The organism is Eudoraea sp. (assembly GCF_049669105.1).
Lineage (GTDB): Bacteria > Bacteroidota > Bacteroidia > Flavobacteriales > Flavobacteriaceae > Eudoraea.
Genome location: NZ_JBATKE010000089.1, coordinates 92,040 through 105,915, shown reverse-complemented (window position 1 = coordinate 105,915; position 13,876 = coordinate 92,040). Strand labels below are relative to the sequence as shown.

Genomic DNA, 13,876 nt, shown 5'->3' with positions numbered 1-13,876 from the left:
CCATAATATTAAGGTCAAAACCAACATTCTGACCGACTACAAATTTGGTTTTAGTAAGGGCGACATTAAATTTTTCCAATACTTCGGCCAAAGGAATTCCATTCTCCTGGGCGAGTTCGGTGGAAATACCGTGAATTTTTTCAGCGTCATACGGAATATTGAAGCCTTCTGGCTGAATGAGGTAGTCCTGCCGGTCCAATAAATTTCCCAATGCATCGTGCAATTGCCAGGCAATTTGAATGCAACGGGGCCAATTATCCGTATCACTTACCGGAGCATCCCATCTTTTTGGCAGGCCAGTAGTTTCAGTATCAAAAATGAGGTACATATTAGTTTGGTTTCAGCTTAAAAAAAAGTAGCTAAAAATAATTAAAAACAAAATTGATAAATAGCAGAGTTGTCACGAGTTATCAACGCCAGTTCAAATATTAATTTTTAAGTTCTTTCCGGATATACATATCTTTAAAACTGCTAAAAGCCATATAAAAATGAATATTAAGATCAACGTATTAAGTTTAACAGTAATTTTTAGCGTATTGGTTTGCTTAACAGCGATACAAAAAACCCTGGGGCAAGATAAGAATAATAGGCCACCGAACTTTATCATAATTTTTGCCGACGATCTTGGTTATGGAGATCTTGGAGTTTACGGTCATCCCTCTATTCAAACCCCTAACCTGGACCAGATGGCATATGAGGGACAAAAATGGACCAATTTTTATGCGGCGGCCAGTGTTTGTACGCCCAGCAGGGCGGCATTACTTACAGGCAGATTAACCGTAAGAAGTGGCATGTCAAGTAATAAAAGAAGAGTGCTTTATCCGAATTCCAGCAAGGGGTTGCCTGCAACTGAAATCACCCTGGCTGAACAACTCAAAGAGGTGGGTTATAAAACGGCTTGCATAGGAAAATGGCATTTGGGTCATAAAGAGCAATACCTCCCTACCAACAATGGTTTTGATTATTATTATGGAATTCCATATTCCAATGACATGGATAAGGTTGTTGATATTCCCTATTGGGAGTATTGGAAGCAACCAGATGATGCGATTAAAACAAGTCATTTTAATGTTCCATTAATGCGGAATACAGAGATCATAGAACGTCCGGCAAATCAGAATACCATTACCGGCAGATATACCAATGAAACTATTTCATTTATAAAGAAAAACAAGGAAAGCCCATTCTTTATCTATTTGGCACACAACTTACCCCACATACCCTTATTTGTATCGAAAGAATTCAAAGGCAAAAGTAAGCGCGGATTATACGGAGATGTATTAGAAGAAATTGACCATGGGGTTGGTAAAATAATTGCCACCTTAAAGGAAGAAGGCCTCGAAAACAACACAATTGTTGTCTTTACTTCTGATAATGGTCCCTGGCTCAGCTTTAAGCTTAATGGGGGCAGTGCAGGTATTTTAAGAGCTGGAAAAGGAACAACATGGGAAGGCGGCATGAGGGAACCCGGAATTTTCTGGGGTCCTGGTTTAATTGAGCCCGGATTGGTAAACGGCCTTGGTTCTACGATGGATCTTTTTACTACTTTTAGTATTTTGGCAGGCGCTAAAATTCCCGAAGACAGAATAATTGATGGATACGATTTAAGTGAGACTTTGTTACATGGTGATCCAAGTCCCCGAAATAAACTTTTTTATTACAGGGGGATCGATCTTTATGCCGTACGTTTGGGAGATTATAAAGCACATTTTATTACCCAGGGAGAATATGGCGAATTTGGCAAAAAAGAGGTGCACAACCCTCCCATATTATATAATTTAAGCACTGATCCGGAAGAGCGATTTGATATAGCCCATGAAAATTCCAAGATCATAAAAGAGATAAATTTGCTTATTTCTGAGCACAAATCGAAATTGGTAATAGGCCAGGATCAGTTGGTAGAAATAGAATAAAAGGAAATAGTTTAAAAGTATTGTTGGTTTATAGAAAACACTTATATTTGCACCCCATTTTAAAGGGAAAAAATAAAGAATTAATAATCGAGGGTCGGGCACCCTACAAAATTAATGTGATATGCCAGTTAGAATTAGATTACAAAGACACGGAAAAAAAGGGAAACCATATTATTGGGTAGTTGCAGCAGATGCACGCTCAAAAAGAGATGGCAAGTTCCTTGAAAAGTTAGGGAGCTACGACCCAAATACCAATCCTGCTACCATTGAATTAAACATTGATAATTCTGTTCAATGGCTTGTAAACGGAGCTCAACCTTCGGATACTGCCAGAAGAATTTTATCTTATAAAGGTGTTTTATACAAGCATCACTTATTAGGGGGTGTTCGAAAAGGTGCTTTAACTGAAGAACAAGCAGAAGCAAAATTCAATGCCTGGGTTGAGGAAAAAGCAAAAGCTATTGCTAATAAAGAGGCCGGATTAGATAAAGAAAAGGCTGAAGCAAGAGCAAAAGCTTTGGAAGCTGAAAAAGAAGTAAACGAAAAACGAGCTTTAGCTGCTGCAGAAGCATTAAATGAAGATGCAGAAGCAGAAATAACTGAAGAAGCTATCGTTGTAACTGAAGAGGCCGCAGTTGAAGCGGAAGTAACTGAAGAAGCGAGTGCTGTTGCGAAAGAACCAGTAGCGGAAGAAGCTGTTGCCGAAGAAGTAGTAGAAGAAGCTGCTCCTGTTGTTAAGGAAGCAGTAGAAGAAGCTGCTCCTGTTGCTGAAGAAGAAGTTGCCAAAGAGGCTACTCCTGCTAAAGCAGAAGATACTGCTGCAGAAGGGGACACGGAAGAAAAGCCCGCTGCTTCCGATAAGAAAGAATAATTTTTAGAACGAGATGCAAAAGGAAGATTGTTTCTACCTGGGCAAAATCGTTTCAAAACATAGTTTTAAGGGTGAGGTACTTGTAAAACTCGATACCGATGAGCCCGGGATATACGAAAACATGGAATCAGTTTTTGTTTCAATAGGAAACAACCTGGTTCCATTTTTTATTGAAAAGTGTTACTTGCATAAATCCAATCTGCTCCGAATTCGATTGGAAGACATTTCCAGTGAGGCCGATGCAGATCGTATCATTGGATCTCATTTGTACCTCCCCTTAGAATTTCTACCCAAACTTTCCGGAAACAAATTCTATTATCACGAAATTATAGGGTTTGATGTCATCGATAGCCAACACGGAAATATTGGAGTTATTAAGGGAGTAAATGATTCTGTTTCCCAGGCTCTTTTTGAGGTAGAAAAGGATGATAAGCAATTGCTGATTCCGGTTGCCGATAATATAATTGACAAAGTAGACAGAGAAAGTAAAACGCTTTATGTAACTACCCCTGAAGGATTGGTAGACCTATATCTTTCCTGATTTTTGTGATCTAGTAAAAGGCTTATGCCTTTTCATTTTTTACTATCTTTCAATGAAACTTTGATTTAAAATAGAAATGCAAATGAAAATTGCTGCGTATCTTGGCATAGCTCTTTTGCTTGTCAGCTGTACCAAAAAGATGGAGATTAGTCCAGAAAGTTTTAAAATACATCCGGATTTTAAAATAGAGCTGGTGGCATCCGAACCTTTGGTCTTTGATCCTGTTGATTTTCAGTTTTCTCCTTCCGGAAGTGCGTATGTTTTAGAAATGCCAGGTTATCCATTAAGTGATGCTGAAAGCAGGATTGTTCTTTTAAAGGATAATAATGAGGATGGAATATTTGATGAGCGGAAGGTTTATGCGGAAAACCTTGGAGTAGCCTCTTCGTTTATGTTTTATAAAGGAGGCCTGCTGGTAGCTTCGCCACCTAATCTTATTTGGATTAATGATAAAGACCAAAATGATGAAGCCGAAGAACGTATTGTTCTTATGGATGGATTTAGTAATGAGAATTTGCAACATAATTTTAACGGTTTAACCTATGGGTTGGATAACTGGATTTATGCAGCAAATGGAGGCAACTCAGGAAGTCCTTACTTTTTATCAAAGCCTCAAACGGTTCTCAACTTAAGAGGGGGAGACCTTCGTCTGGACATGGATAATGAAATCGCTCAAAGAGTAGGTGAATCTTCAGGAGGCTTTAAACTTACCTTTGATTCTTGGGGGAGATTATATGAAACACACAACCTGGAACATGTGTCCCAATTGGTTTTTGAGGATCGATATTTTCAAGACATTCCTATTTATCCCTCTCACACTCTTACGAATATTTCTGATCATGACGAGAATGGACTGTCCAGAATATATCCAATTGGAGAACAGGACACACGCGTAAATCATCCTGAACAATCTGGATATTTTTCCGGGGCCTGTGGAATAACTTATTATGGTGGAGGAATTTTTCCGGAAAATCTGGAATCTACACTTTTAGTAGCCGATTGTGTACTTAACCTCGTACATATGGACTTACTCACCCAGAACGAATCTGTTTCTAAAGCAGTTAGGAATAGGGAGAAAGTTGAGTTTTTAGCTTCTTCAGATAGGGCTTTCAGACCGGTAAACATGTCTGTAGGTCCCGATGGGGCTCTATATGTTGTAGATATGCACAGGGTGGTTATAGAACACCCCGAATGGATCCCTGATGAGATGGAGGCAGCATTGGATATTGATGCCGGAAAAGACCAAGGTAGGATCTACCGGGTTGTTCCAATCTCCTATCATTATAATAAATCAAAGAATCTGGAAGAGGCAACAGAACAGGAACTGGTAATAGCTTTAGGAAGTAAAAATCAATGGACAAGAAAAACGGCACAGCAAATTTTGGTTACCAATAATATCATAAATGCAGTTCCTATGCTCATAGAACAATTGAAAGCTTCTGAAAATTCATTGGCCAAATTACATAGTTTGTGGACTTTGGAAGGATTGAATAGTTTGGATAATGATCATTTAAAAGATGTATTAAATGACCCTGATGATCCGGTTGTTGAGAATGCCATTAAAATCGCCGAGACAAGACTCCAGGAATCTCCGAAATTTATTGCGCAAATCCTGGACTTGACCGGCAAAGGAAATTCCAGGATTAGGATGCAGGCTGCCCTTACTTTAAGTACCATATCCGATGCTTTGTATATTTCTCATAAAGATGAAATTGCATCAGTAATTAGAACGAGTTTGCAAGAAATTAAATCAGACCAATGGAGCAAAATAGCTATGGTATTTGCTCTGAGCAGACAAGCATATGCCTTTGCAATAGAAGAATTGTTAGGTGGCAGAGTTACCTCAAAAGATCAGAAAGAGGTTATAACGGATTTAGTTAGGGTGATTGGAAAAGAAAGGGATTACCAACATATTGCCGTTTTACTTTCTACACTGCAAAAAAACGACACACCCAGGGCTTTAAAAGCTTCGTTAATTACTTCTCTTTCTGAAGGGTATGCTCAAGGACAAGGTAAGACTCTGGATAATGCACGAAAAAAAATTATCCTAAAAGAACTCATTGCCCTCGAGAATACTGATCTCGTCGAGATCATAAGAGCAACGGGCGAGTTGCGTTTGGTGATGGAAATAGAAACCTCAAAAAAAATTAATGATTTTATAGCTCAGGCACAAATAGATATCTTAAACAACCATGGTAGTATTGAAGATCAATTAGTACAACTTCAATTGATAGGTCTATCTGATTATAAACAAAGAGCCTCTTTGCTTTACAAACTATTAGATAGTAAAAGACCACTGGTTTTGCAAAGGGAATCTCTTAAACAGTTATGGGATTCCAATGAAAAGGAAGTGGCCCCCAGACTTATAGCTATGTGGCCTTCTTTAGGTCCGGAGGCCAGAAAACATGCAACAGATATTCTGTTGTACAAGTCCTTCAATCATGATGCACTTCTCACTGCCATGGAGGATGGTACGGTAAACCTCGGTGAATTTAATCTGGATCTGGAACGTAGAAGGGTAATGTTGTTTTCAGATGATGAAGACATACGAAATCGTGCCGAAGCATTATTTTCTGATAGCGGAGTTTTTCAAAGGAAGCAGGTCATAGAAGAGATGAAACCTGCTTTGGCTTTGAACGGCGATTCGTTAAAGGGCAGTAGTGTATTTGAGAATTTATGCTCAAGTTGTCATATTTATGGAAATTCGGGGAATGAAGTTGGTCCTGTTTTAACTGAAATAAGTAGAAAAAGCAAGGAGGTCTTAATCCATGAAATACTAGATCCGAATGCCACGGTAGATACAAGATATTTGAACTACAAAGTAGTCACGACTGATGGAAGTATCTATTTCGGACTTATCAGCAATGAAACAGATACAGAACTGGCTATAAAAATAGCCGGTGGGGAAGAAATTATTATTCCAAAAAATACAATTGAAGTCTTTTTGTCTACTGGTAAATCTTTAATGCCTGAAGGGCTGGAAGCTGGAATTAATAAACAACAAATGGCCGATTTGCTGGCGTTTCTTCAACAAGTGCAATAAGAACTTCAATGGACTAAAACTTAAAGTTTCGTAGTTTCCTATATAGAGTTTGTCAAATTGTTTAAATAGGATTAGATATAGAGGATTTTTAAGTAGACTTATCTCTTCTAAATCAAATGACTTTCTAAGCCAGAGACTTTTTACAATACTTCAGACACTTTCTGACTTCCTCTATAGCATTTGAACCTTCAGGGATCTCGTATTCCAACTCTATGGTAACGGGAAATTTATAATTGTTATCCCGCATTAGTTGAAGTGCCTGGGTAATTGGAGTATCGCCAGTACCCCATGGAACATTCCCTTTTCCATGCCCGGGTGTTTGACGGTCTTTAGTATGCATACTCATTATGCGGTCGTGTTTACTTTTTATAATTTCAAGCGGATCCGTATTTCCAGCTGCTACATAATGTCCTAAATCAAGATTCAATGCGTTGTACTTCGATTGTTTCAATGCCGTATCCCAAAAAGTGGGTGTTTGCTGTTCGTGACCATGGTAGGCTACAAAAATACCGTGTTTTTTAGCCATATCTCCCAGTTTTTGGGTATGGGCATCATCTCCCGGGTGTTCCAGCGTAACATGACTAGCCCCCAAGGTTTTAGCTGCCCGCATGCCCCAATCTATTTCAGCATCAGTATTGTCCTTGCCAAAGGCCCTGGGTTTAAAAGCATATATGGTAACCCCTGCATCATTGTACATCTTTCTTAGTTCGGCAAATTTATCCATGGATACTGTTGAACGCCATTGGGCAACTGTTTTGTTATATGCCGCCATTTTTTGCTGCATTTCTGTCATTTCTTTTTGTTGCTCATCACTCAAAACGTCCCCATTCCTTTTAGAACTCATAAGTGTATAATAACGACGCCGGTCTACAGTATTTTCCGGTTTCCCTGCATAAGATTCGGCCGGATCTCCCATAAGTTCAATGGCACTTATTCCGCAATCCAAAATATATTTTAAAGTGGCCTCGGCACTTTGATCGGGCATACTCCTAAAAGAATAAGTGATTACACCAATCTGTACGCCGTTTATTATTGAATTTGGCTTGTTGTTGTTTTTTAGTATTGAAGGAGCCGCAAAAAGTGAAGGACCCGCAATGGCCGTTGCGGCGGCAAAACTTGCCGAAGTACCAATAAACCTTCTCCTGCTAAAATTACTTTTGTTATTTTCCATAATGTTGTTTGTTAGGTGTTCCTTTAGTTTAGCAACTTCTCATTTTGAAGCAAACCGAATATTTTCATTTGTCGCATAGACCACGGAATTTCTCCTTCTTCCTCAATATCATCAGTTAAGATAATACGTAAGAATTTGGTTTTATTTGGTTCAAAAGATAGTATTGTATCCGCACTATCGGATTTTCCTGTTTTGATGGTATTCCAATTGGACCCATCCGAGGAAACTTGTAATTCATAGGATCTGGGATAGCTCTGGAACGGAGGTATACGGTCACGATAATTTCCCCGACGTTTAGGAGGCGAATTAAAATGGATTTCCGTGATAGTCTGGGCTTCCGGAAATTCGATTTGAAACCACATTCCCTTTTTCTGTGTTTCCCCTGTGGTCCATCCTTCAAAATTAAACCCACTGGAAGGGGAGTCTGTTCCGCCTATTCTTGTTGGGGCTGTGTGACTTGCAGTTACTTTCCAGCGGTCAGATGGGACAATATTTTGGGGTACGGATGACAATAGTTCGTGATATTGGTAAGGCCCTATTTTTGCTTTGCTTTTTAAGCGCACCTCAGAAACCTGTTCGGGTGAGATTATTGAAGCTTCATTGGTCAAATTCAAGCGAATGTAGCTTGCAATATCAGCGATCCAGCCATCGGACTGATCGCCCATTCCCACCATGATACTTCCGGGATAAGTCTGACCATCTAAAGGTCCTTCCAATCCATGCAGGAGTGTTTTTATAACATATTCAGGATGCGACTGAACTCTCGGAGACCCGGTCAGAGGCGGTGCCATAACTGTTCCGTTCCCTAAAGGGGTGCCCGTGCCATCGAGACCATGGCACTGCACGCATAGTTCATTAAAAATGATGGAACCCCTTTCCATAGCCTCCTGTTGAGAGGCTGTTAATTCCGGACCCTTATCAATCATCCAACCCCTAATTTCTGCTGGATTCAGGATTTGTTCTCCTAATACCTGTATCCCTTTGGCACTGTTCGATGCCATCAATTTGGTAACGTCATCGCGTAAAGATGGTATTTTTAGCAGGTTAGCAGTGAGCATGGCCTGCATGGCAACATCTGTATTTGTGTCTTTCATCAACAGGCTATAGTTTTTTGCCAATTGCTTGTCACCGTCTTTATATAATGATTCACTTACGCGAATTGCCTGTATTCTCATGCGAGGATTTTGGTCTTTTAGCAATTGACCGACCAACACTTTATCCAGTGCACCTAAACCTTCCAAACTCCACAGTGCATGAAAACGTGCTAAAAGGTTTTTGCTTTCTCTTACCATTTTTTCAAGCTCAGGCACCACACTTCTATCTTTGGACAAAACAATCAATTGCTGGGCCTTATCTCTCCACCAACCATTAGGGTGTTCCAGATGCCTGACCAAATCTGCCGGACTTTCATCAAACATTCGGGGCTGTGTTTTGTCGCGTTCATTTCCCTCATGGGTAATGCGCCAAATCCGCCCTAAACCTACTACTTTATCTAATTGGTACTGTTCTATTTTAGTTCTGAGATAGGTGCCTTTTTGTGCCCATTGACCTTCCTGAATGATACCATGGTACATGTCCGCAACATATAGGGTTCCATCTGGGGCGGTTACCATATCCACAGGTCTAAAAAGAGGATCTGTGCTGCGCAGGAATTCTGACTTATCTTGCTGATAAACATTATGCAGTGTTGTTAGTCCCTCGCTAACTACCGGTTTAATCTGTCGGACTATCCGGGCCACAGGCTCCCCATAAAACAGTTGACCGTATAACTCCCTGGGCAAACGGTCTCCTCGGTAAATGTCATTACCTGCAGACCCGGTCACCCTGTTCAAAGAGCCATCGGGTTGGCGAACCTCATCCATACCACCCTGCATATCGGCAATTTTTACCGGGGCACCCCAAGGTACCTCGAAGCCTTCTGCAAATTGATTTTCCACATTGAAAGTTCCATAGTGAATAGGGAATTGAAAATAGGAAGGTACACCGCTGGCGCCCCCTTGAAACCATAGCTTACCATCGTCATCATGGGTAATGCCCCATTGGGCACGGTTGTACCCCGTTTTCTCACGAATTACCCCACCTGGAGTTTCTTTTACCCTGAATGCATTCACCGTGCTGTAAAGCCAATTGTCCATACCCCAATACATAAAAGCCTGCTGATGTTCCACATTTCCGGAGCGGCCATATTTATTGGTAAAAAATTCCTTTTTGTCTGCTACACCATCCCCATCGGTATCGGAATATTTATAAACATTATCAGCATCAGACTCCATTGTTAAGATACAATCTTTCCCATAGGGCAACACAAATCTTGGGAAGATAAGGCTGTCCAGAAAAGTGGTTCCGGTTTCATAGACTCCATCGTTATTTTTATCTTCCCAGCGCGATATTCTGCTAACTGGCTCCAGGGTTCCGTCAGAATCAGCGGTCAGCATATAGGTTCGCAATTCCAATACGTACATCCGTCCGTTTCCATCGAAGGAAATGGCTCCTGGCTGTTCTATCTGAGGTTCTGTGAGTACATAGTCGATATGATACCCTTCCGGTAACAGAAACTGTTTAGCCTCCTCAGCCGGGTATGAAGGTTTTACAGGCGACTTGGGATCCAAATCTACCCCTTTCCAATCCGGTGCTTCGGGATCAGCATCTTCCGGCAAAGAAATTATAGGCAGACTATCTGTCATAGACCCTATTACTTTCGCAACATTATCGGGCCCCTCTTCTTTTGGGGCACATCCGGAGATAAAGCAAATATTTAAGGTAAGAAAGAATAGCAATACACCAAAGAAGTTGGCATTTACATTAAAATCCAAACGGTGATGAGGCATATTTTCAGATTTAAAGATTGAAAATATGAAAAATTAATTAAATTGACTCTCAGGAACTTTTTATTCATTAAAGACGAATATACAACGCAGGAAGCATTATGATCCAACATTCCGTTATTTTTAAATTGAAACACGCCAAGGGTTCCAAAGCAGAAAAACGCTTTATGGAAGCGGTCATGCGCTTGGCCTCAATTCCAGGGGTATTAAACTTTAAACGATTTCGACAAACCAGTAAAAAAAACACTTTTGACTATGGTCTGGTCATGGAGTTTGAATCGACTATGGAATATGAGGCCTATAACCAACATTCGGAGCACCAGGGATTCATTAGGGATTATTGGATGGATGGCGTTGACGATTTTCTTGAAATTGATTATGAGCCATTATCTTGATTATCTAAATGGTCTTTACCATCGGTTCAACATAAACCTATTGATACCCACATTATAATTGTTAATTTTATGGCAAGTTATGTTCAGAAATAGGCTAACCCTACTTTGTATTGTCTGCGTGCTTTCTTGTAAGAATAATAACGTAGAACCCACTTCAAAGAGGGCCGCCCCACCTAATATTGTGCTTATTTTCACGGACGATCAGGGGTATCAGGATGTTGGCGCTTTCGGAGCTGATGACATTTTAACACCCAACCTGGATCATATGGCAGGTGAAGGCATTATGTTAAGTAGTTTTTATGCTGCCCAGGCAGTTTGCTCGGCCTCAAGGGCGGGGCTGTTAACCGGTTGTTATCCAAATCGCATAGGAATCCATAATGCCTTTATGCCCGATAGCAAAATCGGGCTTAATGCTTCTGAAACCACCATAGCAGAAATGCTTAAAGCAAAGGGATATTCCACCGGTATTTTTGGGAAATGGCATTTAGGGGATCATCCGGATTTTTTACCAACCAAGCACGGTTTTGATGAGTATTTTGGTATTCCCTATTCCAACGATATGTGGCCTCTGCATCCCCAACAGGGTCCGGTTTTTAATTTTGGACCTTTACCATTATATGAGAACGAAACTATAATAGACACCTTAACTAATCAGTCTCAATTAACCACACAAATCACGGAGAGAAGCGTAAATTTTATAAACAGGAATAAAGATCATCCCTTCTTCCTGTATGTGCCCCATCCGCAACCCCACGTGCCCTTGTTTGTCTCCGAAAAGTTTAAAGGCAAGTCGGGAAGAGGATTATATGGCGATGTTATAATGGAGATTGATTGGTCTGTAGGACAGATTTTAAATGCTTTAAAAGTGAATGATCTGGATGAGAATACGGTAGTTATCTTCACTTCAGATAATGGTCCCTGGTTATCATACGGGAATCATGCGGGAAGTGCTTTGCCATTTCGAGAAGGAAAAGGTACGGCCTGGGAAGGGGGTCATAGAGAACCATTTATAATAAGATACCCCAATGGGTTAAAAGGAGGCCGGAATATTGATACCCCAGTTATGGCTATAGATATTTTACCTACGCTGGCCGAAATAACAGGTTCTGCATTACCTGATGGTATTATCGACGGTAAAAGTGTCTGGAAATTGCTTAATGGGGATAGTAAAGAAAGCCCCCAGGAGGCTTATTATTTTTATTACAGAGTGAATGAACTTCACGGGGTCAGGTATGATAAATGGAAACTTTATTTCCCTCATAATTATAGAACAATGGAAGGTCAACAGCCAGGCAAGGATGGTCTGCCCGGTGATTATGTGTATTTAGATTTAAAAGAAATTGAACTCTATGATCTTTCGGTTGACTTAGGTGAAACCACAAACGTAGCAGGCAAATATCCTGAAGTAGTCGAAAAAATTAAACAACTGGCAGATACGATGCGAAATAAATTAGGAGATTCGTTGAGCGAAATGGAAGGAACGGAAAATAGACTGGCGGGCACAATTGAATGAATAAACCTTTTAAATTTAAGCAATTCACTGTAAATCAGGATCTCTGTGCCATGAAGATTGGTACAGATGGTGTTTTGTTAGGTGCCTGGGCCAATATTTCTAATTTCCCGGAATCAATTTTGGATATTGGTGCAGGTACGGGCGTCATCGCGTTAATGCTGGCTCAAAGAAGCAAAGCAGATATAATAGACGCCATTGAAATAGATGCGGATGCTTTTGAACAATGCGTTGAGAATTTCGAGGCTTCTCCCTGGGCAGATAGGCTGTTTTGTTACCACGCCTCTCTGGGCGAATTTCTTGATGAGGTTGATGATAAATATGATCTGATTATTTCTAACCCCCCTTTTTATTCTGAAGATGTATCCAGTGGTGATGGTGCCCGCGATTTGGCAAGGCAGAATAGCTCTCTTCCTTTTAATTTTCTCCTCAAAGGAGTAGTAAAATTACTATCAAAAAATGGCATATTCACGATAATTATCCCTTTTAAGGAGGAAAAGGAAATATTGAAAGAAGCGGCAAATATTGGGCTTTATCCGGGACGTTTGTTACGAGTAAAAGGCCATCTTGAATCTGAGGTTAAAAGAAGTCTATTGGAATTCCATTTGAAAAAAACCCCGGTATTGAAAAGTGAGCTTACCCTCGAAAAAGCACGACATCAGTATACTGAAGAGTATATAAATCTAACAAAAGATTTCTACCTGAAGATGTAAAAATTAGTCTCTACGGTAGATTGGCCTGGTTAGGCAGGTAGGTCCACCCCCGCCTTTATAACTGATTTCTTCTCCCTTATAAGTATAAACGGTACATCCTGCCTTTTTTAAGGCATTTTCAGTAAGCGGATTTCCGGCTACCATTATGCATTCCCGTGCGTCGGTAGCCAGCACATTGCATCCCATGGATTCGAATTCTTGTTCCGGCACCTCTACAAGGGTAAAGCCACGATGAAGTAGTTCATTTCTGAATGAAATGGGCATTAAGGGGGAATAAACAACTGCGAGATCTTTATCAACCGGACTTAAAATAGACATTAAATGAAATACATCGGTAGCGCCTTTGTAATGAGGAAGTTCCGCCACCAATACTTCAATTTTATGAGGAGCCAGTAGTTCTTTTAGCTGTGCAATGCCTGATGAATTAGTGCGATATGTATGCCCAACGGCCAAAGTGTTTTTATCTAACCAGGCCACGTCACCTCCCTCAAGAGTACCGGGAGCTTTTATGGTTCCCAGAATTGGAATATTATTAGCTTCAAAGTATTTCATTTGTGCTGCAGGTTCCATAGCCCTTGCCTGCTTGCCCATATTGCAAATAATCATTCCGTAATCTGTGGCTATGCTGGCATCCCGGCAATAGATGGAATCTATAGTAGCAGAATCAGATTTGGGGAAGCAACTTATATGGGGTGCTTTTTCGGTAAGTAAATTTTTGAAGGCCTTATATTCCTCTTTTGCCCTGGTCAGATCCGGTTTGGAAAGGTAATTAAGGGCAGTCCATTCATTTTTTAGCTTCTCCTCATTAATAAATGCTTCCTCCACGGTTTTGATGACAACGAATTCCAATTTTTTGTACTCAGATTGACAGGTATATTGCATCGAATTATTACT

Annotated in this window: 10 protein-coding genes and 1 pseudogene; 7 read left to right on the top strand and 4 right to left on the bottom strand. The window is 40.4% G+C overall.

Annotated features, from left to right (window positions below; all coding sequences use genetic code 11):
- Positions 1–328, bottom strand: a 328-nt coding sequence (locus tag WBM60_RS07755; RefSeq protein ID WP_424282937.1) for an exonuclease domain-containing protein, incomplete at its 3' end; no start/stop codon positions are given.
- A 160-nt stretch (positions 329–488) separates the two neighbouring features.
- Between WBM60_RS07755 and WBM60_RS07750 the strand changes: the two genes are divergently transcribed.
- The 4 genes and pseudogenes from WBM60_RS07750 (at position 489) to WBM60_RS07735 (ending at position 6,368) form a co-directional block, all read left to right on the top strand.
- Complete coding sequence (locus WBM60_RS07750; protein WP_424277359.1) at positions 489–1,913, top strand: sulfatase family protein; 1,425 nt, start codon at positions 489–491, stop codon at positions 1,911–1,913.
- A 121-nt stretch (positions 1,914–2,034) separates the two neighbouring features.
- Positions 2,035–2,571 (top strand): annotated as a pseudogene (locus WBM60_RS07745) (30S ribosomal protein S16); the annotation flags it as partial.
- Between the two features lie 226 nt (positions 2,572–2,797).
- Positions 2,798–3,325 carry a ribosome maturation factor RimM gene (gene rimM, locus WBM60_RS07740; protein ID WP_424277848.1) on the top strand — a complete coding sequence of 176 codons (528 nt, stop codon included), beginning with the start codon at positions 2,798–2,800 and terminating at the stop codon, positions 3,323–3,325.
- Between the two features lie 82 nt (positions 3,326–3,407).
- The gene (locus WBM60_RS07735) at positions 3,408–6,368 is read left to right on the top strand and encodes a PVC-type heme-binding CxxCH protein (RefSeq protein WP_424282936.1); all 2,961 of its coding nucleotides are present in this window, start codon (positions 3,408–3,410) and stop codon (positions 6,366–6,368) included.
- Between the two features lie 124 nt (positions 6,369–6,492).
- Here WBM60_RS07735 and WBM60_RS07730 read toward each other — a convergent pair whose 3' ends face one another.
- Entirely contained in the window at positions 6,493–7,539 is a 1,047-nt protein-coding gene (locus WBM60_RS07730) for a sugar phosphate isomerase/epimerase family protein (RefSeq protein WP_424277118.1), read from the bottom strand.
- A gap of 23 nt (positions 7,540–7,562) precedes the next feature.
- A complete protein-coding gene (locus tag WBM60_RS07725) occupies positions 7,563–10,367 on the bottom strand; it encodes a DUF7133 domain-containing protein (RefSeq protein ID WP_424280248.1) in 2,805 nt (934 codons plus the stop codon).
- A 98-nt stretch (positions 10,368–10,465) separates the two neighbouring features.
- Here WBM60_RS07725 and WBM60_RS07720 point away from each other — a divergent pair, with 98 nt between their 5' ends.
- The 3 genes from WBM60_RS07720 to WBM60_RS07710 all read left to right on the top strand — a co-directional run bounded on the left by WBM60_RS07720 (position 10,466) and on the right by WBM60_RS07710 (position 12,982).
- On the top strand, positions 10,466–10,759 hold the full coding sequence (locus WBM60_RS07720) for a Dabb family protein (RefSeq protein WP_424259168.1): 294 nt from the start codon (positions 10,466–10,468) through the stop codon (positions 10,757–10,759).
- 79 nt (positions 10,760–10,838) lie between these two features.
- Complete coding sequence (locus WBM60_RS07715) at positions 10,839–12,272, top strand: sulfatase family protein (protein ID WP_424259169.1); 1,434 nt, start codon at positions 10,839–10,841, stop codon at positions 12,270–12,272.
- A complete protein-coding gene (locus WBM60_RS07710; protein WP_424282935.1) occupies positions 12,269–12,982 on the top strand; it encodes a tRNA1(Val) (adenine(37)-N6)-methyltransferase in 714 nt (237 codons plus the stop codon). The genes WBM60_RS07715 and WBM60_RS07710 overlap by 4 nt, the downstream gene beginning before the upstream one ends.
- Positions 12,983–12,985: 3 nt before the next feature.
- Here WBM60_RS07710 and WBM60_RS07705 read toward each other — a convergent pair whose 3' ends face one another.
- Positions 12,986–13,864, bottom strand: a complete 879-nt coding sequence (locus tag WBM60_RS07705; protein ID WP_424259171.1) for a dimethylarginine dimethylaminohydrolase family protein — start codon at positions 13,862–13,864, stop codon at positions 12,986–12,988.
- Positions 13,865–13,876 lie beyond the last annotated feature (12 nt).